Annotated in this window: 23 protein-coding genes and 1 tRNA gene; 8 read left to right on the forward strand and 16 right to left on the reverse strand. The window is 64.4% G+C overall.

Annotation, left to right across the window (positions count from 1 at the left end; genetic code table 11):
* Window positions 1-233: 233 nt before the first annotated feature.
* Both ACMV8A_RS04465 and ACMV8A_RS04470 read right to left on the reverse strand, forming a co-directional pair.
* The gene (locus ACMV8A_RS04465) at window positions 234-1,091 is read right to left on the reverse strand and encodes a DUF6920 family protein (protein WP_495324548.1); all 858 of its coding nucleotides are present in this window, start codon (window positions 1,089-1,091) and stop codon (window positions 234-236) included.
* A gap of 169 nt (window positions 1,092-1,260) precedes the next feature.
* On the reverse strand, window positions 1,261-1,665 hold the full coding sequence (locus ACMV8A_RS04470) for a c-type cytochrome (RefSeq protein WP_495324767.1): 405 nt from the start codon (window positions 1,663-1,665) through the stop codon (window positions 1,261-1,263).
* A gap of 261 nt (window positions 1,666-1,926) precedes the next feature.
* Between ACMV8A_RS04470 and ACMV8A_RS04475 the strand changes: the two genes are divergently transcribed.
* Window positions 1,927-2,003 (forward strand) — tRNA-Arg (locus tag ACMV8A_RS04475).
* Between the two features lie 43 nt (window positions 2,004-2,046).
* On the opposite strand, the gene ACMV8A_RS04480 is transcribed toward ACMV8A_RS04475, so the two are convergent.
* A complete protein-coding gene (locus ACMV8A_RS04480; RefSeq protein WP_495324549.1) occupies window positions 2,047-2,934 on the reverse strand; it encodes a dienelactone hydrolase family protein in 888 nt (295 codons plus the stop codon).
* A 167-nt stretch (window positions 2,935-3,101) separates the two neighbouring features.
* Here ACMV8A_RS04480 and ACMV8A_RS04485 point away from each other — a divergent pair, with 167 nt between their 5' ends.
* Entirely contained in the window at window positions 3,102-4,724 is a 1,623-nt protein-coding gene (locus ACMV8A_RS04485) for a mucoidy inhibitor MuiA family protein (RefSeq protein WP_495324550.1), read from the forward strand.
* 68 nt (window positions 4,725-4,792) lie between these two features.
* Here ACMV8A_RS04485 and ACMV8A_RS04490 read toward each other — a convergent pair whose 3' ends face one another.
* Complete coding sequence (locus ACMV8A_RS04490; protein WP_495324551.1) at window positions 4,793-5,092, reverse strand: DUF4156 domain-containing protein; 300 nt, start codon at window positions 5,090-5,092, stop codon at window positions 4,793-4,795.
* 88 nt (window positions 5,093-5,180) lie between these two features.
* Between ACMV8A_RS04490 and ACMV8A_RS04495 the strand changes: the two genes are divergently transcribed.
* A complete protein-coding gene (locus tag ACMV8A_RS04495) occupies window positions 5,181-5,621 on the forward strand; it encodes a VOC family protein (protein ID WP_495324552.1) in 441 nt (146 codons plus the stop codon).
* Between the two features lie 51 nt (window positions 5,622-5,672).
* Here ACMV8A_RS04495 and ACMV8A_RS04500 read toward each other — a convergent pair whose 3' ends face one another.
* Window positions 5,673-5,981 carry a hypothetical protein gene (locus tag ACMV8A_RS04500; RefSeq protein ID WP_495324553.1) on the reverse strand — a complete coding sequence of 103 codons (309 nt, stop codon included), beginning with the start codon at window positions 5,979-5,981 and terminating at the stop codon, window positions 5,673-5,675.
* A 24-nt stretch (window positions 5,982-6,005) separates the two neighbouring features.
* Window positions 6,006-6,320 carry a DUF2288 domain-containing protein gene (locus ACMV8A_RS04505; protein WP_495324554.1) on the reverse strand — a complete coding sequence of 105 codons (315 nt, stop codon included), beginning with the start codon at window positions 6,318-6,320 and terminating at the stop codon, window positions 6,006-6,008.
* Between the two features lie 143 nt (window positions 6,321-6,463).
* On the opposite strand from ACMV8A_RS04505, the gene ACMV8A_RS04510 reads away from it, so the two are divergent.
* Window positions 6,464-6,844: a YkgJ family cysteine cluster protein gene (locus ACMV8A_RS04510; RefSeq protein ID WP_495324555.1), complete on the forward strand. Its 381-nt coding sequence runs from the start codon at window positions 6,464-6,466 to the stop codon at window positions 6,842-6,844.
* A 73-nt stretch (window positions 6,845-6,917) separates the two neighbouring features.
* On the forward strand, window positions 6,918-8,117 hold the full coding sequence (locus ACMV8A_RS04515) for an SUMF1/EgtB/PvdO family nonheme iron enzyme (protein ID WP_495324556.1): 1,200 nt from the start codon (window positions 6,918-6,920) through the stop codon (window positions 8,115-8,117).
* A 39-nt stretch (window positions 8,118-8,156) separates the two neighbouring features.
* Here ACMV8A_RS04515 and ACMV8A_RS04520 read toward each other — a convergent pair whose 3' ends face one another.
* Window positions 8,157-9,320: a hypothetical protein gene (locus ACMV8A_RS04520; protein WP_495324557.1), complete on the reverse strand. Its 1,164-nt coding sequence runs from the start codon at window positions 9,318-9,320 to the stop codon at window positions 8,157-8,159.
* A gap of 135 nt (window positions 9,321-9,455) precedes the next feature.
* On the opposite strand from ACMV8A_RS04520, the gene ACMV8A_RS04525 reads away from it, so the two are divergent.
* Window positions 9,456-10,337 carry a radical SAM protein gene (locus ACMV8A_RS04525; protein ID WP_495324768.1) on the forward strand — a complete coding sequence of 294 codons (882 nt, stop codon included), beginning with the start codon at window positions 9,456-9,458 and terminating at the stop codon, window positions 10,335-10,337.
* Between the two features lies 1 nt (window position 10,338).
* On the opposite strand, the gene ACMV8A_RS04530 is transcribed toward ACMV8A_RS04525, so the two are convergent.
* Window positions 10,339-10,758: a hypothetical protein gene (locus ACMV8A_RS04530; RefSeq protein WP_495324558.1), complete on the reverse strand. Its 420-nt coding sequence runs from the start codon at window positions 10,756-10,758 to the stop codon at window positions 10,339-10,341.
* Between the two features lie 202 nt (window positions 10,759-10,960).
* Between ACMV8A_RS04530 and ACMV8A_RS04535 the strand changes: the two genes are divergently transcribed.
* Complete coding sequence (locus tag ACMV8A_RS04535) at window positions 10,961-12,472, forward strand: B12-binding domain-containing radical SAM protein (protein ID WP_495324559.1); 1,512 nt, start codon at window positions 10,961-10,963, stop codon at window positions 12,470-12,472.
* A gap of 65 nt (window positions 12,473-12,537) precedes the next feature.
* Here the strand turns inward: ACMV8A_RS04535 and ACMV8A_RS04540 are convergent, their stop codons facing one another.
* The 7 genes from ACMV8A_RS04540 to ACMV8A_RS04570 form a co-directional block, all read right to left on the reverse strand.
* Window positions 12,538-12,831, reverse strand: coding sequence for a TusE/DsrC/DsvC family sulfur relay protein (locus tag ACMV8A_RS04540; RefSeq protein ID WP_495324560.1), 294 nt, complete (start codon window positions 12,829-12,831; stop codon window positions 12,538-12,540).
* Window positions 12,832-12,956: 125 nt separating this feature from the next.
* Complete coding sequence (locus ACMV8A_RS04545) at window positions 12,957-13,862, reverse strand: aldo/keto reductase (protein ID WP_495324561.1); 906 nt, start codon at window positions 13,860-13,862, stop codon at window positions 12,957-12,959.
* A 6-nt stretch (window positions 13,863-13,868) separates the two neighbouring features.
* Window positions 13,869-14,657, reverse strand: a complete 789-nt coding sequence (locus ACMV8A_RS04550) for a dienelactone hydrolase family protein (RefSeq protein ID WP_495324562.1) — start codon at window positions 14,655-14,657, stop codon at window positions 13,869-13,871.
* 209 nt (window positions 14,658-14,866) lie between these two features.
* Complete coding sequence (locus tag ACMV8A_RS04555) at window positions 14,867-16,705, reverse strand: diguanylate cyclase (RefSeq protein WP_495324563.1); 1,839 nt, start codon at window positions 16,703-16,705, stop codon at window positions 14,867-14,869.
* Between the two features lie 49 nt (window positions 16,706-16,754).
* Entirely contained in the window at window positions 16,755-17,552 is a 798-nt protein-coding gene (locus ACMV8A_RS04560) for an endonuclease/exonuclease/phosphatase family protein (RefSeq protein ID WP_495324564.1), read from the reverse strand.
* 7 nt (window positions 17,553-17,559) lie between these two features.
* The gene (locus ACMV8A_RS04565) at window positions 17,560-19,194 is read right to left on the reverse strand and encodes an acetolactate synthase large subunit (protein WP_495324565.1); all 1,635 of its coding nucleotides are present in this window, start codon (window positions 19,192-19,194) and stop codon (window positions 17,560-17,562) included.
* 5 nt (window positions 19,195-19,199) lie between these two features.
* Window positions 19,200-19,865, reverse strand: a complete 666-nt coding sequence (locus tag ACMV8A_RS04570) for a thiol:disulfide interchange protein DsbA/DsbL (RefSeq protein ID WP_495324566.1) — start codon at window positions 19,863-19,865, stop codon at window positions 19,200-19,202.
* A 148-nt stretch (window positions 19,866-20,013) separates the two neighbouring features.
* On the opposite strand from ACMV8A_RS04570, the gene ACMV8A_RS04575 reads away from it, so the two are divergent.
* Complete coding sequence (locus ACMV8A_RS04575) at window positions 20,014-20,502, forward strand: Crp/Fnr family transcriptional regulator (RefSeq protein WP_495324567.1); 489 nt, start codon at window positions 20,014-20,016, stop codon at window positions 20,500-20,502.
* An 81-nt stretch (window positions 20,503-20,583) separates the two neighbouring features.
* On the opposite strand, the gene ccsB is transcribed toward ACMV8A_RS04575, so the two are convergent.
* Window positions 20,584-21,750: a c-type cytochrome biogenesis protein CcsB gene (ccsB, locus tag ACMV8A_RS04580; protein ID WP_495324568.1), complete on the reverse strand. Its 1,167-nt coding sequence runs from the start codon at window positions 21,748-21,750 to the stop codon at window positions 20,584-20,586.
* Window positions 21,751-21,765 lie beyond the last annotated feature (15 nt).

Raw genomic sequence — 21,765 nt, forward strand, 5'->3', positions numbered from 1 at the left:
ACGCCCACAGGCGGTATGCGTCCTCACCTGGGAGCAGGCCTTCGACAAGACCGAGGAAGAGGCGCGCAAGCTGTGCGCCGGCCGCGGCGCCTCGACGGCACACGCCGGCATCGACCTGGCTGCGCTGGAGCGCACCTTGCAGTAACGGCTTGTCGCCCGCACACGGAGGAGGCCACCATGCAACGATTGTGGGGCGCCCGTCCCACGGAAAGCAGGCTAGCCGTTTCGGTTATTTAGCGGGCCGGTACCTGCTCGTAGGCTAGCCCCACCACCCGCCCGCGCCAGTACAACTGTGGCCCCTGCGGCAGCAGCCACGCCACCTCGCCCTGCAACGGCACCCGCATACCATCGCGCTCCGCATAGTCCCACCAGCGTCCCTGCCACGGTGTCGGTATCACCGCGCCGCCCACGCTACGGCCACGCGCCTCGGCACGCACCGTGTCTATCAGACCGTCTTCGCCGAAACGGAACAGCAGGGTCACCACCGTCTCACCGTCCGTCAAGGTCGCCCGCGCCGCCCCCTCGTCCACCGCCTCCCAGCGCACGCCCTGGCTGGGCAACAGCGCCGTGGGATACCACGCCGCCTCGGCTAGGAAACGCATCAACTCCCCCTGCGCCAGCTCCGGCGTGCCGCGCATCTTCGCCAAAGGGATGCAACCGAACAGCGCCGCGTGCAGCATCCCCTCGCCCGCCACATAGGCATCGTGCACATGCACCGGCAGGCCGGGCAGCATGTGGATGCGCGCATCCCACACAAACCCCGGCCGCTGCATAACCGCGCGCTGCCGCGATGTGAATGGTTTCCACGCGGCGCCACTCTCACTCATATTGAAGCTGCCGGCATGCTGCAGCGTAACCGCCGTCACCAGCGGCTGACCCGGTGTCAGCGCGGCGCGGAAGTAACGCTGTACGGGGGCGGGCAAGGAGTCCAGCTCCTGCATGTGAAACGAGCGGGGATTGCGAGGGAGGGCCGCGGCGTCCAGCCGCTTGAATAAAGCCTCTGTGCGGGTACGCCAGCGCGCGCCGCCGCGGAACACCAGCACCACCCCAATCATCACCAGCAGGAAAATCAGCAGCAAGGGTATCCACATCACCAGCCTCCCTGCACAAGGGGTCAATCAGAACGTCTCGCGGCGTCTGCGCGCATTCTCCCACCGCATCGGCTCAGCGTGTAGGGGCGTGATAGAGCGTCTGCCGTAAAGCCCAATAAAAAAGGCCGGGTTGCCCCGGCCTTTTTCACTCCATGAGTGCACAGTCCGCTTACTTGGACTTGGACACCATGTATTCGACAGCGGCCTTCAGCTCGCTGTCGGAGCAGGTGCCACAGGTGCCGCGCGGCGGCATCACGCCGGTCTTGCCCTGAAAGCCGGCGATGGCGTGCTTGACCATGGTGTCCATGCCCTGACCGATGCGATCAGCCCAGGCGGCCTTGTCGCCCAGCTTGGGGGCGCCGGCCGCGCCGGTGCCGTGGCAGGCCACGCAGGAGGCGTTGTATACGGCGTCGCCGGAACGGGCAGCCGCGGCAGGAGCGGCGGCCGGGGCCGGGGCAGCGGCCACGGCGATGGGGGCGCCGGTGTTCAGCTTGCCCACCGGGGCGAGACGGGCCTCCACGGCGGCCGGGCTCATGTCGGCCGCGGCCGTGCCGCCGCCGAGCACGGAGTTCATGATGTTCAGGATCAGGGCCACCAGGCCACCGACCACCACTAGAGTCACCACGGAAGTACCGAAATAGGTATTGGTTTTCTGGCTCACGCCTGTTCCCTCGCTCTCTTGAAGTATTAACGCCGCCTGGGCGCCTGATTACTGAATAATTGGTTATTCCGGCCACTGGCCGTAGATTGGCCGCGTAGTATAGCCGCAAGGGGCCGGGGCCGAAACCCCGCCATGGACGCGCCCGGGCCTGCCATGTAAGCTATGCCGTCCCGCGCGCCCGTAGCTCAGCTGGATAGAGCGCTGCCCTCCGGAGGCAGAGGTCAGGGGTTCGAATCCCTTCGGGCGCGCCATCATTCCCAACCCGCCGACCGGCGGGTTTTTCGTTTCTGTTCCCTATTTTTTGACCGGCGCCAGGTGGTGATTGATGAACGTCGCCGCACGTTGCAAGGCGTCCTTGCTGGCGAGGTCGTCGGCGAAGGTGCGTACATTGGGCGGGCGGAAGTCGAAGCCGCGGCCGACGCCGGGATAGACGATGAGGCGGGCCGGGCGGCCGGTCTTTTCCATGTTGGCCACCGCAGTCTCGATGCCGCGCCGGCGCTGGTACTGCTCCTCCTCGCCGATGAAGATCAGCGTCGGGATGCGCAGCTCGTCGGCCTCGCGGCCATAGCCGTAGACCTGCAGGGCCTCGGGCGCGTTGGGGTCCTGCATATGGGGATACCAGGCCACGTAGCAGGCGAGATCCCTGTCCTGGCGCTGGAAGCTGACGGCCAGCTTGAGGGCGAAATAGCCGCCGCGGGTATGCGAGGCGATGCAGGCTTGTTTGCTGCTGACATCGGGCAGGGCCAGCAGGGCGTCGATGCCTTTGTCCGCGTCGGCCTCCAGGGCGTAATCGTGCTCCACCGGCATGGGCGGGATGAAATGGGCGCGGTAGATATCCGGCGCCAGCACCACGAAACCGCGCGCCGCCAGACGCTTGACCTGTAGCTGGATGAAGTCATCGAGGCCGCGGCGACCGTGGATGTAGAGCACGGCGGGATATTTGCCCTTGCCCGCCGGCCGTGCCACCAGGGCGGGGATACTGCCGCTGGCGCCGGCATAGTCTATCCAGCGGGTGTCCACGGCGTGGTTTGCCGGCGCCGCGATCTGACCGCGCGACCAGAAATCGTCGTCCCACCACCAGGACTGGCCGCCGACGGGCATGGGATTCTTTTCCGCCGCCAGTACGGGGGCGAGGAACAGGGTGGCCACGAGCAGCAGCAGGGGGCGCAGGGCATCAGGCATGGATGAGTCTCCGGGCAGACGGTAACAAGGGACCAGTGTAACGTGCGGGCGCGCTGCGCTGATGTAGTAGTGTGTACAGTACCACGCAGTATTCCCCCGCCCGGCGCATTGACCATACCGGGCCGGGGCGCTAGCTTGAACCCTTCCCTCTCATTCAGGAGCCTGTCATGGCAAGGACACCGCTGTTGCTCATTCCCCTGTTGGCCCTGTCGCTGCCGCTCGCCGCACGCGACATCACCCCTGCCGGCGGTACCATTGCGGCGGTGACGGTGTTTCCCGATCGGGCGCAGGTGACGCGGCTGGTGAAGGTGGAGCTACCAGCAGGCAGCCATACCGTACTGATTGCCAATCTGCCACCGCGCCTCATCGAGCAGTCCTTGCAGGTGCGCGGCCAGGGCAGCGGCAGGCTGCTCATCGGCGCGGTGGAGGCGCGGCGCGTATTCAGCACCCAGCTGACGCAGGAGCGTGAACAGAAACTGGCCGACACCCTGCGCGGCTTGCAGGACGACAAGGCCGTGCTGGACGGGCGCCGGCAGGCACTGGACACCCAGGCGGCCTTCATCGAGAAACTGGCGCAGCTGCCCGCCACGCCGGGCAAGGACCACAGCAGCACCTTCGCGCCGGACACGTGGCCGGCGGCCTGGCAGGCCATCGGCAACGGCATGACCGAGACCAACAAGGCGCGCGTCGCGCTGCAACGGGAACAGCGGCTGCTCGACGAACAGATCAAGAAGGTGGAGCAGGAGCTGAACCAGATGCGCAGCGGGCGCAAGGACAGCATCACCGCCGCCATCCATGTGGAGGCCAGCCAGGCCGGCAGCGCCAGCTTCGAGCTGAGTTATCAGGTGCCGGGGGCGTCGTGGACACCGGTGTACGACGCGCGACTGAGCACCGAGTCACGGGCGCTGCAACTGACCCAGGCCGCCTGGGTGCGTCAGGCCAGCGGCGAGGACTGGAATGAGGTCGTGCTCACCCTGTCCACCGCACGCCCCGCCGCCGGCGCGGCGATACCGGAGTTGCAGCCCTGGTGGATTGATTTTCCGCGCCCCATGCCGACGGCGCCGCGCGCCATGCGCGAAATGAAGTCCGATGAAATGCTGGCCGGGGTGATGTCCGCTGCGCCGGCGCTGGAGGCGCAGGAGCAGGTGGCCGAGGCGGCGGTGGGCGACTTCGCCGTCAGCTACCGCGTGCCGGGCAAGGTGTCGGTCTCCGCCGACAACGCACGCCAGCGCTTCGTGCTGGACAAGCAGGATGTGTCCGTGCAACTGGCGGCGCGCAGCGTGCCGCGCCTGGATGCGCGCGCCTTCCTCTATGCGGAGTTCGATTACGCCGGCGCGGCGCCGCTGCTGCCCGGCGCCTGGCGCCTGACACGCGACGACACCTACGTCGGCGAGGTGATGCAGCCCATGCTGCGCCCCGGCGCCCGCCTCGCCCTCGCCTTCGGCAGCGACGATGCGGTGGAGGTGAAGTATCTGGTGGTGAAGGACGAGCGCGGCGAGAAGGGCGTGTTTAGCAAGGACAACCGCGTGGAGCGGCGCTATCGCATCGAGCTGCACAATCGCCACCGCATCGCGCTGCCGGTGAGCATTTACGATCAAATCCCGGTGCCGCGTGATCAGCAGATCAAGGTCGCCCTCAGCGACGACACCACTCCACCCAGCGAGCGCGACGTGGACGGCCGCGTCGGCGTGCTGCTGTGGAAACAGGAACTGAAACCGCAGGCCAAACAGGTGATCCAGTTCGGCTACGGCGTGAGCTTCCCACAGGGGCGCGAAGTGCCGGGATTCTGAGTTGCGTCGAGCAATGTAGGTTGGGTTAGGCACGGGGGTTTGCGCCGTAACCCAACCTACATGGGAGTTTAACGCGGCACGCAGCGATAGACGGCGAAGGTCTGCTTGCCGTCTTCCACCGGCGAGATCGGTACCACGGTGTCGCCGTCCAGTTCCACCGCGCTGTTGCGCGCCAGGATGTTCAGCTCCTCCTGCACCTTCTGCGCATTGCGTTCGATGCCGGCCAGCTTGGCGAGCAGCGACACGGTGGTCTGCCCCACCTTCTTGCACTTGGTCACTTCCTCGGCGCTCAGCACGCGCACCTTCTCGCCCTGCGCCGTCGGCTCCACCCAGGTACAGGCCGACAACACCAGAACCACGGCCGCCATCAACCCTGCTCGTCTTGCCACATTCATTGCCTTGTCTCCCACGCTGCGAACTACACTGTGAATACTCTAGCTGCAAAGGCCCGCCGCCATGACTGAACTCGGTCACATCGTGCTCTACGTGCGCAATCTCGCACAGTCGCTCAACTTTTACCGCGACGCCGTCGGCCTGCAACAGGTCGGCAGCGTGTTCAACGGCCGCGCCGCCGTGCTCAGCGGCGGACGCAGCCACCATGAACTGCTGCTCATCGAACTGGGCGATGCCCCCGGGCCGCTGGCCGGCCGCCGTCTCGGCCTGTATCACGTCGGCTGGAAGGTGGGCAATTCGCTGGACGAACTGCGCGCCGTCCTGGCGCGGCTGGCGGCATTGGACATCGAAATCGAGGGAATGTCCGATCACACCGTCAGCCAGAGCCTCTATCTCAGCGACCCCGACGGCAACGAGGTGGAGCTGTTCGTGGATGATCCGGCCGTGGACTGGCGCCACGATGCCTCCTGGCTGGAGGCGCCGGTAAAGCCGTTGGACATTTGATCTGTAGACGCCGCATTTGCCCACGGCGTGGACTCCTGCAACAGCACTTTTTTACGCCCGGCCCACATTGCTGTCCGTGGGCGAGTGAAAGTACTCGCTGCCGGCAGCCAGTTCTTCCGTCAGTTGCAACAACTCCGCCAGCCTTGCCTCGGCGGTGCTGAGCGGGGCACAGTCCTCGCAGCGCGGGTCGCCGCAGGGCTGGCGCGAGAACAACCAATACTGGATGGCGCCGGCCAGCAGGCCGTCGGCCACATCCCACAGATCGGCCTCGGCATCGTCGTTGGCGATACGGTTACCCAGTTCCACCGCCTCACGCGCCGCCTCGTCGTAAGCCGTACCCTCACCTTGCATGGAATCCATCGTCGCCTCCCGTGTTGCCTACTGTCAGGAATCCAGCCGCGGCTGCGCTTCCTGGATCACCACCCAGGGCGCCACTACCACCGCCCAGAACACCGCCTGGCGCGCATGCCAGTCGCGCGCCTGCTCCGCCTCGGCACGCGCCACCTGGCCGGACTGCATCCACGCCGCCAGCGCCGCGCTGTCGTCGCGCGCCATGGCGTGGGCCACTTCGATCAGGTCCATCCCCGGCATCACCACCACCACTACGCCGCGGGCGAAATGGCGCTCCAGCTCCGGCCAGGCAATCTTGGCCGTCTCGCTGTTGAGTTTGGCCCGCAAATCCGGTTCCTGCTCAGTCATGGCACCTTACCGATACAAATAGGGGTGTGCATTCTAGCGCATAAATTTGCCCGTTCCGCCCCTGCCACCCCTCGCCGCCACCATCGCCGCCCGCTATAATCCGCGCGCCCTACCCACCGGGTCTTCTTTTCAGGAGGCTAGCCGTGGACAATCCCTGTCTGCGGTGCGGCGCATGTTGCGCCCATTATCGCGTGTCGTTCTACTGGACCGAGGCGGATCCCTTCCTCGGCGGCAGCGTGCCACCTGAGCTCACCGTCCCGCTCAACCACACCCGCGCCGCCATGCAGGGCACGCTGCACAGCCCGGTACGCTGCATCGCCCTGGAAGGCCACATCGGCGATACGGTGAGCTGTACCATCTATGCGCGCCGCTCCTCACCCTGCCGCGAGCTGGAACCCTGGGAGGAAGATGGCACACCCAACGAGCGCTGCAATCGCGCCCGCGCCGCCCACGGCCTGCCGCCGCTCGACCCGCGCACCGATCAGCCAGGACCGGGACATACGCCGCTGCCACTCAGTGCGTAAAATGGCAATTTCCTGATTCGGACGATTTTTCGGCTACCATGGCGCCTTTGTTGATTGCCGTGGAAACCGCCGCATGAATAACCACGAATTGCTGGGCCAACTGAGCGTGCTGCACCAGATGATGAGCCATCTCATCGAAGCGGTGCCCGAAACTGATTGCTACACACGCCACCACCCCGATCTGCCGCCGCTCGCCTGGCTGTTGGGCCGCGCCGTCTATCTGGAGACCTACTGGCTGCGCGAGGTGGTACAGCAGGATGCCGATCTGACGGCACGCGTGCGGCCGCTGTTCGGTGCCGGCGTACAGCCCAGCGCAGCGCTGGTGCAGCAATTACCGCCGCGCGAGCACCTGCTCAACTGGACGCTGGAGGCGCAGGATCACAACACCATGCTGCTGGCCAATCCGGCCCTGCTGCCGCCCCACTCACTGGTGCAGCAGCAGCACCTGCTGCCCTTGCTGCTGCAACAGCAGGCGCAGTTGTGCGAACAGATGCTGGCGCAACTGGCGGAGCGGCGCCTGCAACAAGGGGAACAGTATCGCGTCGCGCAGCCGCTGCGCGCCGCGGCACCCTCCACGGCACACGCCGACGTGCAACAGGGCCATTACCGCGTCGGCGCCAAGGACGACCCGGCGGCGCTGGACAACGAATTGCCGCCGCAGATGGTGCATCTGCATGCCTTCCGCATCGACACCCACCCGGTGAGCAACGGCGCCTGGCTGTCCTTCATCGAGGCCGGCGGCTATGACGCACAGGAGCTGTGGAGCGCCGCGGGCTGGCAGTGGCGCCAGCAGCATGCGCCGCACCCCCATCACTGGCGCCGCGACACGCAGGGACAGTGGTATGGCGTCGGTCTCAATGGCCCGTTCGATCTGCTGGCGGAGGATGCAGTGAACGGCATCAGCCTGCACGAGGCCGAGGCCTACGCGCAGTGGGTGTCATCGCTGGGCGGCACACTGGCCGGCGCCGTGGTGCAGCACGAATATCAATGGGAGGTGGCCGCGCGCACCCAGGCGATCAGCGACTACGGCCGGGTGTGGGAATGGTGCGCCAACCCGTTTCACCGCTATACCGGCTATCAGGCACCGGGCGATGCGGAAGAGGCAACGCAGGACTTCGATGCCGGCCATCACAGCCTGCGCGGCGGCTGTCTGCACAGTCAGCGCATCCAGCGCCGGCGCAGCTACCGCCATCACGCCGCACCGGCGCAGCGCCACCTGTTCAGCGGCACGCGCCTGGTGTTCCCGCCGTCGAAGATGCCGTGGCATAAATAGCCAGCCGCCTCAACGCGAAAAATATTTCCATTGGCTGATTCACGCCGGCCAATACTCCGTGGCGATGCCCTCGCCCAGGTCCGCCTCGATGAGACGGCGACGCACCTCCAGCAATCGTGCGATCAACTGCGGCTCGCGCTGTTCGTAGGCCGCCGCGTCGGGCACGCGGCTGACCACCACGCCGAGCAGTTCGGTGATGGCGTTGCCGATGGAATTCTGCGAGATGGTGACGATCAGCTTGCCCTGCTCATTACGGTAGACGAGCTGCTTGAAGGCCGGCTGCCAGCGGATGGCGTTGGCGTAGGCCGGGTCCTTGATGCAGCGGTCGCGCACCATCTTCGCGGTCTTGAGGAAGTCGTTGTCGAACAGCAGCACGCTCTCCACCTGCGCCGGGAAGTACAGATCGGGCAGCATGGGCGCGTTGCGGCTGGACACCTGGGAGAAGAAGGTGCGGTAGAAATCCAGGAAGCCCTTCAGCACCAGATCGTACTCATGCCAGAAGCGTACGTCCTGTAGTGCGGCAGCACCGCCCGGCACCTCCCAGCTGGGCAGGCCCTGCGGATAACCGGTGAGGTCGATGCGCGCCGAGTCATCGCTCACCGGGCGCAACACCTCCAGATGCAGCGCCTTGCAGATGAATTCGCGGTACACGCCGTGCATGTGTTTCTCGAACAGCGAGTGCTGACCGCCGTCGGTGAGATTGGGGTTGTTGGGATCGGCCAGTTTGGCGTTACGCAACTCGTCCATGGGGAACACGATGAAGTGATTGTGCAACATGCGGATGCTGGGTACGCCGGGCGAGGTGAGCGGCCAGGTGGCATCGAGACTGGCCTCGCCCGCCAGCACCAGATGCTTGCCGGGGTCCGGATACTGCTCCAGCATGTAGTCGATGATGATCTGGTTCATGCGGTTCCACACATGGCGCACGTTCTCCGGCACCTGGGTGCGGCGCACCGGACGGCCAAGGGGATTCAGGATGGTCTGCGAGGTGTTGTAGATGATGGAGGTGTCGAACTCGGTGCTGTGGCCCAGCGCCTTGCGATACAGCAGCAGGTTTTCCGGATTGAGCAGCAGGCCGTTGTTGTGCACCAGGTCGTTGAGATTTTCGGTGCTGTTGAAAAACTCATTGGGCTTCATCCCCGCCGGCACCTCCAGCGGAATGGGACGAAACGGAGTGACGATCTCGCGCGGGCCGCACTGCATGACTACACCTCAGACATTCTTTATGGGCGCATAAGCCGTTGAAATGGTGTGATAATCGGGGGCTGCGCGCACCATAGCACCTTGCACGCCGCAACGGTATACGCCGCAAGGGCAACAACACGCTACGCTAGGATGATGTTTACGGATTACCACCTGCCCCTGTACCGCCCGCCGGGCGAGCGCGACAACCTGATCATCCAGGCGACGCTAGGCTGCAGCTACAACCAGTGCAGCTTCTGCGCCATGTATCGCAGCAAACGCTATCAGGCGCGGGCGCTGGATCAGGTGTATGCGGACACCGACGCGGCGGCACGCGACTGGCCGGATGCGCGCCGGGTGTTTCTCGCCGACGGCGATGCCCTCGCGCTGCCCACACCCCACCTGCTGCAACTACTGGATTATCTGGCGGCGCGGCTGCCGCGCCTGACGCGGGTCTCCTGCTATGCCACACCGGCCAACATCCGTCGCAAGACCGCAGACGAGCTAGCGCAGTTGCGCGCGCACAAGCTCAGCCTGTTGTATGTGGGCATCGAATCCGGCTCGGCGCTGCTCCTGAAGAAGATCACCAAGGGCGCCACGCCACACGGCATCGGCGCTGCGCTGCACCTGGCACGGGCAGCCGGCATCAAGGTCTCGGCCACGGTGATCCTCGGCCTCGGCGGCGTACACTACAGTCAGGAACACATCGCCGGCACGGTCGCGCTGCTGAATAGCGCGCCGGTGACACAACTATCCACGCTGCAACTGTATCTGGACGACAGCATTCGGACGGAGTTCGAACGCAAATACGCTACGCCATTCGAATTGGCGGATGATCATGCCCTGCTGGAAGAACAGCGCCAACTCATTGCCAGCCTGACACCACCACGGCCCATCATCTTCCGCTCCGATCACGCCTCCAATGCGCTGGCATTGGAAGGCACCCTGCCTAAAGACCGTGGCCGTTTGCTCACGCAGATCGATCAGGCCCTGGCCGGGCAGCGGCCCTTGCGGCCGCTGCACCTGCGCGGTCTTTAGCTCAGGCCATCCACAGACCGCAGTCGCAGTCGGCCCGGGTGGCGTCGGGGATGGCGCGTTGCAGCCCGGCCTCCAGGCCGCTCTTCCAGTCGGCGACAAACTGCTGCAGGGATTCGACGAAATCGGCCTCATGCATGGGCCGGTTGCTGGTGCAATGCACGGTGACGCCGCCGTTGCCTTCGGCGGTAATGGTCCACTGCACGGCGTTGAGGCAGGCCGGCAGCATGAAACGCACGCCATCGCGGATCACGTCGCGGCGCACGCGCATCTCGCCCCAGACACAATAGATGTCGCCGCGATCGCCTTCGTGCGACAACACCTTGTCGATGGACGCGCACCATTGCGGCAGGTTGTCGATGCGCAGGTGGCGTTGCAGGTCTTCGGCGCGCAGGCGCACCGGGGTGGTGGCAAAAAACTCCATCTACTCCTCCTCACTGGGTGTGGATCTTGTTTTTTCAGTGGCTCCCGATACGTATGATTTTTGTGGTCTTTTCCGCAGCGGGCCTGGCGAATGTAGCACGATCCGGCCCGGACACGCCCCCTCCCCTGCGCACGGCGGAGGGAGATGACGGCGTGGTGGCGCAACGTAGCGTAGAATGCGCCAGACCACATTGATCCCGATCATGACCGACATCGTTCTCGCCACCCTCAACGCCAAGTATCTGCATGCCTCCCTCGGCCTGCGCTATCTACTCGCCAACATGGGCGAGCTGCGCCCGCACACCCGGCTCATGGAGTTCGTGTGGGATCAGCGCAGTACGGAGATCGCCGAGCGCCTGCTGGCAGAGGGGCCGCGCATCATCGGCCTCGGGGTCTACATCTGGAATGCACGCGAGACCCTGCAACTGGTGCAGGTATTGAAGGCGGTGGCGCCGGAAGTCATCATCGTGCTGGGCGGGCCGGAGGTGAGTTACGAACAGGACGAGCAGGCCATCGTCGCGCTGGCCGATTACGTCATTGCCGGCCAGGGCGATCTGGCCTTCGCCGCCCTGTGCCGTGCGCTATTGGCCGGCACACGGCCAGCGCAGAAGATCATCCACGCCGCACCACCACCGCTGGAACAGCTCACCCTGCCCTACGACGAATATACGGACACCGACATCGCCCAGCGCCTGGTGTATGTGGAGGCGTCGCGTGGCTGTCCGTTCAAGTGCGAGTTCTGCCTTTCCGCCCTGGACAAGACCGCCTCGCCCTTCGTCCTCGACCAGTTCCTCGTGGCGATGGAGCGGCTGCACGCACGCGGTGTGCGCCACTTCAAGTTTGTCGACCGCACCTTCAATCTCAACGTCAAGGCCAGCCGCCGCGTGCTGCAATTCTTTCTCGATCGCCTGAGCGACGATCTGTTCCTGCATTTCGAGGTGATCCCCGATCACCTGCCCGACGGCCTGAAGGAACTGCTGGTGCAGTTTCCGCCCGGCACGCTGCAACTGGAGGTGGGCGTGCAGAGCTTCAATGCGGCGGTGCAGCAACGCATCAGCCGCAAGCAGGACAACGTAGCGACGGAACAGAACCTGCGCTGGCTGCGCGAGCATACCCACGCCCACCTGCACGCCGACCTCATCATCGGCCTGCCGGGCGAGGGCCTGACCAGCTTCGCCGCCGGCTTCAACCGGCTGTGGGCGCTACGCCCGCACGAAATCCAGGTGGGCCTGTTGAAGCGCCTGCGCGGCGCGCCCATCGCGCGCCACACCGCCGAGTTCGCCATGCGCTACGACCCGCAGCCGCCCTACACCCTGCTCGCCAACCGCGACCTCGACTTCGCCGTCATGCAGCGCCTGACGCGCTTTGCCCGCTACTGGGACCTGGTGGCCAACTCCGGCCGCTACGCCCACACCCTGCCCCTGCTGCTGGGCAGCGACGCCTTTGGCCGCTTCCTGCGCTTCTCCGACTGGCTCTATTCCATCACCGGCCAGACCCACAAGATCGCCCTGCCGCGTCTGTTCCAGCTGCTGCATCAGGCCCTGGTCGAGGTGTTTGCCGTGCCGGAGCAGGACAGCCTCACCGCCCTGGCCCAGGATTGCGCCGCCTTCGGCGCCAAGGGCTGTCCCGACTTCCTGCACGGCCACCTGCAACAGGTGCAGCAGGCCGCCCGCCGCAACGCCCCGGCGCGGCAGGCGCGGCATCTGCAAAACTGACCGGCCCCAAAAGCATCAGGCCCGCGGAGGAGACTCCGCGGGCCTGATGGTATCGAGCGCAGCGCTTACACGCAGCCGGTGGGCTTGGGCAGGCCGCCGTACTTGGTGATCGGCTTCATCGGACCGGTCAGCCACAGCTTGAACATCTCCTTCTGGTCCGCCTCCAGGTACTTGGAGAACTTGCGGATCGGCGGCACCGAACCGAATTCCTCGTAGTATTCGCGGGCCTTCATGATCTGATGCCACTTCTCGTCGGTCAGCTCGACACCGTCGGCCTCGGCCATGGCGCGGCCGATTTCCGGGGTCCAGATGTTCATATTGGTGAGGTAACCGTCACCGTCACGATCTGGCAATTGCATGGGATTTCCCTCCATATATGGTTTAAGCCTTACAGGGCACCGCAGGGCGGCGCCGCATACCTGAGTAATGTTGTTGGGTATTAAAGCAAATACCTTGCTGGTGGGTCAAGTATTATTTTGCGAAATCACAAGAACCGGAACTGCTGTTCCATACGGCGCCGCAACGCGGTGTCGGGCAGGGGGGCAAGACCGGCGTCCATGTTTTCCCGCATGTGTGCCACCTGGGAGGTGGCCGGGATGGCGCAGGTGACGGCCGGATGGGAAACGACGAAGCGCAGGAAGAACTGCGCCCAGTTGGCGCAGCCGGCCTCGGCGGCCGAGGGCGGCAAGGGCTGACCACGCACCCGGCGGAACAACTCACCGCCGCGGAAGGGGCGGTTGGCGATGACCGCGATACCGCGGTCCTGCGCCAGGGGCAACAGGCGCTGTTCCACCTCGCGATCCTGCAGGTTGTAGGTGAGCTGGACGAAATCCAGGGGCTGGGTACGCATGATCTCCTCCAGCTCCGCGTGGCGCCGGCCGTGGGAGGTGGTCACCCCCAGATAGCGGATACGCCCCGCCGCCCTCCATTCGCGCAAGGTCTCCAGATGCACCTCCCAGTCCAGCAGGTTGTGTACCTGCATCAGGTCGAAGCGGGCGACGCCCCACAGGCGCTGCGAGGCCTCCATCTGCTGCACCCCCAGCCAGCGGCCGGGGGTCCACACCTTGCTGGCGGCAAACAGCTGCGCGGGGCGCCCCAGGCGCGCCAGGCTCTCGCCCAGCACATCCTCCGCCTGGCCGTACATGGGCGACGAATCCACCAGGCGGCCGCCGGCGGCAAAAAAGGCCTCCAGCACCCGCAACCGCTGCGCCCGCTCGCCGGGCAGATGGCCGACATCGAAGGTGATCCAGCTGCCCATGCCAATCACCGGCAGCTGCTCGCCGCTGGACGGAATGGGCTTGCTCACCAGGGCGCGGGCCTGCGCCAGGGGCAGCGCCGCCAGGCCGGCCAGGCCGCCGCACAGGCGCAAAAATCCGCGGCGTGATGTCACCGGCGATCAGCGCCCGAAGGTGGCGCGCAGGAAGGTTTCCAGTTCCGCCCAGGACTGGGCGTCGGCCTCGGCGTGGTAGGCCAGCGGCATGCCGAAGCGCTGACCGTAGGTATCCGCGTCGGGGTTGGTGAAGGCGTGCTTGGCGCCGGGATAATTCACGAAGCGGTAATCCACACCGGCGGCCGACATCTCCTGATGGAACACCTCGATCTGCTGCTCCGTCACCATCGGATCAGCGGCGCCGTTCAACACCAGCACGCGGGCCTTGACCTTGCCCGGCTGGGCCAGCTGCTTGGTGGCGATGGCGCCGTGAAAGCTCGCCACGCCCTTGAGGTCGACGCCGTCGCGCGCCATGGCCAGCACCACGCCGCCACCGAAGCAGTAACCGATGGCGGCGGTGGCATTCGCGGCCACCGTGGGATGCTGCTCCAGCAGCGCCTTGGCGGCGAGGAAGCGGGCGCGGCGCTGCTCCATGTCGCTGTTCACCGCCGTGGCGAACTTGCCGGCGTCCTCGGGATGCTCGGCGGTCTTGCCGTCGCCGTACATATCCACCGCCAGCGCGGTATACCCCATCGCCGCCAGCATGCGTGCCCGCTTGCGCGCATAGTCGTTGTGCCCCCACCACTCGTGCACCACGAGCACAGCGGGGCGCTTACCCTTGACCGCATCGTCATAGGCCAGATAACCCTTCATCACCGTATCGCCGGCGCGATAGCTCACCTCTTCGCCCACCACGGCGGCGTGAGCCTGCATTCCGAACAATGCCAACAACAAGCAACCGAGCATCCGTTTCATGATGGTTTTCCTCCAGGGGATTATTGGTATGGCACAAGGATAGGCGGCGTGAGGGTGCAATTCCATGGCCTTGAAATGCCCTTCACCGCAAAGGCGCAAAGAGCACAAGGGCAATGAAAACCGAACCATCAGCGCAGACAACGAAGAGCACCAAGATGGCGGACGCGCATCCTTTGCCATCTTGGCGCCGCTGCGGTGAATATAGTTATTCAGGCGTCGCCGTCGGCGCGGCAGCAATTGCGACCGGCGGCCTTGGCACGGTACATGGCGGCATCGGCACGAGCGAAAACCGCATCGGCCTCGTCCTGTTCGCGGAACTGCGCCATGCCGCAGGAGATGGTGATCAACACACGCTCGCCGCGATAGTGGAATTCGCAGGCCTCCACCGCAGCGCGGATCTTCTCCGTCACCACACGCGCCTGTGTCAGATCGGTCTCTGGCAGCAGAATGACAAACTCTTCACCGCCATAACGGGCGACGAAGTCCGCCTCACGCACCTGGCTGGACAACACCTTGGCCACCACCTTGAGCACCTTATCGCCGGCCTGGTGACCGTAGGTGTCGTTGATGCGTTTGAAATTGTCTACGTCCCATACGGTGAACACCAGGGGCGAGCGGTAGCGTTTCCAACGCGCATATTCCTGCGCAATGCGCTCGTTATAGGCCAAACGGTTGGGCACTTCGGTCAACGGGTCGAGCAGCGCCTGGTTACGTTCATCACGGATGCGCTCCCGCAGGGCGGCAGACTCCTCCTCCAGATTGCGCAGCCGTGCATTCAGCTTGCGTACCTCCGCCTCCGCGCGCTCGATGCGCTCATCCTCGTTGCTGCGGAACACCTCCATGTGCCGGCGAATGGTGTCAACGCGTTCCTGCACCGTCTGCTTGAGATGATCCAGGTTCTGTGCCCAGCGCACCGAATCCTCGATGCCCTGCACCTGCACCTGTACCTCGGCATCCAGCGCCCGCCCATCCTCCACCGTCTCACGATGGGCCGCGACGGCGCCCTGCAGGCTCATGTCCAGCTCGCGCAGATTCTGCGTGAGTTGCTTGAGAAAGGTTTCGACCTCTGCGCGCTCGGTCTGCGCCCGCGTGCGCATGGTGGTGACCAGATCGGCAATTTGCCCCAGGATCTGTTCCAACTCCTCCTCGTCCGCCGCCAGGGCAAGGGCCGCCTTGATCGCCTCTGCCTGACCATGCAACTCCGCCGGCACAGCGAGGCGCTCCAACAATTGCAGCAATACCTCCTGCGGAGACAAGGTGACTGCTGAAGCAATCGTGGCGGCAGATTGCGGTAACAACGCGGCCAGCTCTGCGGTCACCCGCTGCAACTCATCCCGGCGACTGGCGGCGCCGGCGCGCGCGCGCAGTTCGGCAGGGGCTGCTGCCGCCACCAGCAACTGGGTCAGCACCGTCTTGGCCAGGGCCAACCCATCCGCTGCTTCTCGCTGTGGCGGGAGCGGCGGCACCGATACGGCAGGTGCGGCGGCCGCAGGCGGGGCTTCCTCGCGGCTGAACAGGCGCCCCAGCAGGCCCTTGCCCGTAGTCGTCTCTCCTTCCGCATGCTGTTCTGCGACCCAATCGAAGGCCTCGCCGATGAGCGTGATCAGGCCCTGCAAGTGGGGTTGATAGTCGGCCTCATCGCTCAAACTACTGAGCGATTTGCTATAGGCCTTGGCCTTGTGACCCAGTCCGCGCGGAAAGTTGATGCCGTCAGCAAGACGGCGCAGCACCTCCAGCGGCGCCGGCGGCTTGGCGTGGCTGCGCCGTTGCTGGTCCAGGCGCATCAGGTGCTCCGACAGGGACTGGATCAATGCCTCCAGTTCGGCGCTGCCGGTGTTCTTGCGAATGGCCGTGCGCAACGTGTCGAGCTGCTGGTTCAGTTCCCGATCGCTGCTGTCGGCTGCCAGGGTCAGGCGCGAGATGCACTGGCGCAGCACGTTTTCCGTCTGTCGCCACGCCTTCTCCTTGCGCTCAAGCTGCGTCAGCCCGTCGTAGTATTTGCTGCGCCACTGTTCGAGTTCACGTGCGAGGCGCTCGTCCTGCGTCATGCTGTTCTCCCTAACGTCGAGGCGGGTGGAACCCCCTCTCGATAATTTTCTATGCCGGCAGGTGTATGTCTTGGGGCAGTATCAGCTCCATCGCCACCGGCAGATGATCGGAGCAGGCGTGATTGACCACATGGCAACTGGCCACGCTCAGCTCCGGCGTCACCAGGATGTGATCGATGCTGCGGTTGGGGCGCCAGCTGGGGAAGGTATGCCGTTCCTCGACCGGCTCGCACAGGCGCGTGCGCCGGAACAGGTGCCTCATCTCCGGGCTGCCCGGCGCACAGTTCATGTCCCCCATCAGCACCGCGTGGCGGTAATCGGCCAGCAGTTCACTGACGAAATCCAGCTGCATCAGGCGCGAACGCCTTCCCAGTGCGAGGTGGATCAGCACCACCGCCAGGGAATTTTCCCCATGACCATAACGCACCAGCAGCGCGCCACGCCCCGGCATCATGCCGGGCAGACGGTGTTCGGTCACTTCGCTGGGCATCGTACGCGACAATAGGCCGTTGCCGTGCTGGGCCAGCTGACCGAGGTCACGGTTGAGCTGGTGATGCCAAAAGGGAAAACCGGCCTTCTGCGCCAGGTATTCGGTCAGATGTACGTAACCGGTGCGGTGCGAGCCTGCATCCAGTTCCTGCAAGGCCACGATATCAAAATCGGTGATCAGCTGCGCCACGCGATCCAGATTGCGGAAACGGCAACTGGCAGGCAGCACATGCTTCCACAGATTGGTGACGTAGTGATGCGGGCGCGAGCTGCTGATGCCCATCTGCACGTTGTAGCTGAGCAGCCGCAGCCGGTGACCCGGCGGCTGCACTGAACTAGGCAGGGCGGCGTCGTTCATGGCCGCCTCAGATGGGACAGACCATTTCGCCGAGCTTGGCGGTAAGCTTGAGGTTTTCACCATAGTCCACCGGACAGTCGATGATACTCACGGTATCGTCGGCCAGCGCCTTCTGCAACGTCGGCAGCAGATCGGCGACGCGCTCGATGCGATAGCCCTTGGCGCCGAACGATTCGGCGTATTTGATGAAATCGGGGTTGGTGAAATCCACATAGGAGGCGCGGCCGAACTGGTTCAACTGCTTCCACTTGATCAGGCCGTAGCCGTTGTCATTCCAGATCAGGATCACCATCGGCAACTTGAGGCGCATCGCCGTCTCGATCTCCTGGCTGTTCATCAGGAAGCCGGCATCGCCGGTCACTGCCACCACCTTGCGTTCAGGATAGGCCAGTTTGGCGGCAATGGCGCCGGGCACGGCGATACCCATGCTGGCAAAGCCGTTGGAGATGATGCAGGTATTGGGATATTCACAGCGGAACATGCGCGCCATCCACATCTTGTGCGCGCCCACATCGCAGATCACGATGTCTTCCATGTCCAACGCCGTGCGCAGGTCCCAAATCACCTTCTGCGGCTTGACCGGAAAACTGTCGTCGTTCTTGTGTGACGACATTTCCTCCACCAGCGCGTCGCGCAGCGGGCGCATGCGATGGCCCTGGTGCGGCGTAGCCAATTCACCGATGCGCACCAGCGAATGCTTGATGTCGCCCACCACCCCCACCGCCACCGGATAGTAGGCGTCCACCTCCGCCGGTGTGCTGTCGACATGGACAATGATGCGATCGCGCGTCGGATGCCATAGATAGGGGTGATACTCCACCAGATCGTAGCCGACACAGATAATCACGTCGGCGGTGTCGAAGCCGCAGTTGACGTAATCGCGCGCCTGCAGGCCGACGCTGCCCAGTGCCTGTGCATTGCGCGCGAAGGGCACCACGCCCTTGGCCATGAAGGTATTGGCCACCGGGATATTGAGCCGCTCGGCAAAATCGGTGAGCTGTTGCCAGGCCTTGGCGCGCACCACCCCGTTGCCGGCCAGGATCAACGGCGCCTTGGCATTGGAAATCAGCTCGGCGGCACGATTGACGCGATCGGCGGACGGCTCCGGCTGGGACGGATTCTTTACCGGCAGGGGAAGTTCGTCGACCTCGTATTTGGCGATGTTCTCGGGAAACTCGATGAAGGCGGCACCGGTCTTCTCCGTCTGCGCCAGCTTGAAGGCCTTGCGCACCACCTCGGGGATGACATTGGGGGTGAGCAGGCGCGAGGAATACTTGGTGATGGGATGGAACATCAGCTCCAGGTCCAGCACCTGGTGCGATTCCTTGTGCAGGCGCGTGGTAGCGGCCTGGCCGGCGATGGCCACCAGTGGCGCGTGATCCATGTTGGCATCGGCCACACCAGTAATCAGATTGGTAGCGCCGGGGCCGAGGGTGGCGAGACATACACCGGCGCGGCCGGTGAGACGGCCGTAGACATCGGCCATGAAGGCGGCGCCCTGTTCATGGCGCGTGGTGATGAACTGGATGGGCGAGTCCTGCAAGGCATCCATCAGGTCGAGGTTTTCCTCGCCGGGGATGCCGAAGATGTACTCGATACCCTCGTTCTCCAGGCACCGGACGAACAGTTGCGCCGCCTTCATGGCATTTACTGCTTGCTGGTCGCCGTAGAGGTGGTCTTCCGCTCCTGCGCCACCAGATGGTCCACTACATTGAGCATGCCCTGGTAGCTCTGTGCCATCGGGCCATCGGTGCGGAACTTACCGGCCACCACCATGGCAGGAACACCGCTGATGCCGTAGCGCTGGGTCAAACGCTCGGCGCGGTTCACCTTCACGTCCACAGCGAAGGACTTGAAGGTATCAAGGAATTTTTTCTCCTCGACACCGAACTCGCCGAAGAAAGCGGCCAGCTGCTGCTCGGTGTTGAGCAGGCGCTTCTGCTGGTGCAGTGCATTGAACATGGGCGTATGAATCTTGTCGACGATGCCTAGCACCTCGGCGGTGTAATAGGCACGCGCATGCAGGCGCCACTGGTTGCTGTTGAAGATGGCGGGGATGCGGATGAACTCGACGTGCTCCGGCTTGCGCTTGAGCCAGTCGTGCAGGAACGGTTCGAAGTTGTAGCAATGACCACAGCCATACCAGAACAGCTCCACCACCTCCACCTTGCCGGCGGCGCTAGGCGCCGTCTCGACCGGGGTCTCCAGGCGGGCGTATTGGAAGCCCTCGTAGATATCGTCGGCGGCATGGGCCGACAGGGCCGCCAGCGGCAGCAACAGCGCCAGGAGGGTCCGGGCGACATATTTTTTCATGGGTGTGACTCCTAACGTCGGAAGGGCGGCCGGACCGCCGGATGAATGTTGCAACTATACCACCGGTTCGCCATCGGGGAGAGGCGCGGTCTTTCCCGCTCCACAGGGGCGTTCTATGCTATGACAGACATCGAACAGGGGAGTTGCCATGGCCACGGACAATACCATAAACCTGACGGAGTTCCTGAGCCAGCAGTACCTGTGCGAATCGCTGACCCTGCGCGAGGTGCAAACCCTGCTGGAGTTCACCGAGCTGGTCACCTTCAAGAAGAACGCCATCATCGCCGACATCGGTGAGGTGGGCGAAGCGCTGTACTTCATGCTCAAGGGCGAGGTGGCGCTGATCTACGAGGCCGACGGCCAAATGGTGGAGATCGGTGGCATCAAGGAAGGCGAGCTGGTGGGCGAGATGTCCTTCTTCGACCGCGAACCGCGCTCGGTGCGCCTGTTGGCCAAGTCCACCGACACCCGCCTGCTGCGGCTGTCCCGCACCATGTACCAGCGGCTGCGGGTGGAGCACCCGTTCATCGCCGTCAACCTGCTCGAACACGCCATCATCAACCTGGACCACCTGTTCCGCCGGGTGAGTCAGGATGTGGCGACCTTCTCGCGTTATGTCTACGGCGGGAAGAAATAGAAACGCGGCACAGATAGAAGGTGCCTGCCGCGCAGGCAGCGCGCGCAGGCACCCGTATCTTTATTGCTGCTGTACCTGGAGTTACAGCGTGCCGTAGGAATGCAGGCCGGACAGGAACATGTTCACGCCGAGGAAGGCGAACAGAGTGATGAACAGGCCAACGACGGACCACCAGGCCAGCGGCCCGCCGCGCCAGCCCTTGGTCAGACGCAGGTGCAGCCAAGCGGCATAGTTCAGCCACACGATCAGCGCCCAAGTCTCCTTCGGATCCCACGACCAGTAACCACCCCAGGCCTCCGCCGCCCACATGGCACCGAGCACGGTTGCCACGGTGAAGAAGGCAAAACCAAGGGCGATGGCCTTGTACATCACGTCGTCCATCTGTTCCAGACTGGGCAGACGGGCAGCCAGCCAGCCATTGGGGCGGCGTTCCACCAGCAGGTAGGCGATGGCCACCATCGCCGCCAAAGCGAAGCCGCCGTAACCGATGAAATTGGTGGGGACGTGGAGCTTCATCCAGTAGCTTTGCAGCGCCGGCACCAGCGGCTGGATCTCGTGGGCACCGCGGGCAAAGGCATACCACAGCAGAAAGGCCACCGCCGCAGAGATCACGGTGAGGACAAAACCACCCAGTTGGCGATTCTTGTAGCGCTCTTCATAGAACAGGTACATCAGCGCGGTAATCACCGCAAACAGGATGAACACCTCGTACAGATTGCTCACCGGGATGTGACCGACATCGTGGCTGATCAGATAGGACTCGCGCCAGCGCACCATCAGACCGGTGAAGCCCATGGCTGTCGCGCTCCAGGTCAGCGCGCTGCCGACGCGGTTGGAGAAATCGGAGCGGGCGAACATACCGAAGAAATAGGCAAAGGTGGCCATCACGTAGAGGGCGCTCATCCACATGATCGCCGACTGGCTGCTTACCAGATACTTGAGGAAGAAACTGGTCTCACCGCGCGCCAAGTCTTCACCGTACAGCCAGATGGCGAACAGGCTGAGCAGGGCGATGGCCAGGCTCAACTGCCGTGTCGGCTTCCATGCCCAGCCCAGCCAGATCAGGGTGGCGGCCGTGCCGTAGAGAATGCCGATTTCATAGTTATCCATAAACTCGGCGTAATGCACATGGGAATAGATGGTGCCGGCCACGGTGAGCAGCGCCCACAGCCAGTCAAACCACCCCAGCCGCTTGAGCAGCGGCTGTTGCTTGAATTCCTGTTCCAGATAATCGCTCGATACGGACATCACTACCACCTCATC

It is taken from the genome of Sulfurivermis sp., assembly GCF_059410345.1.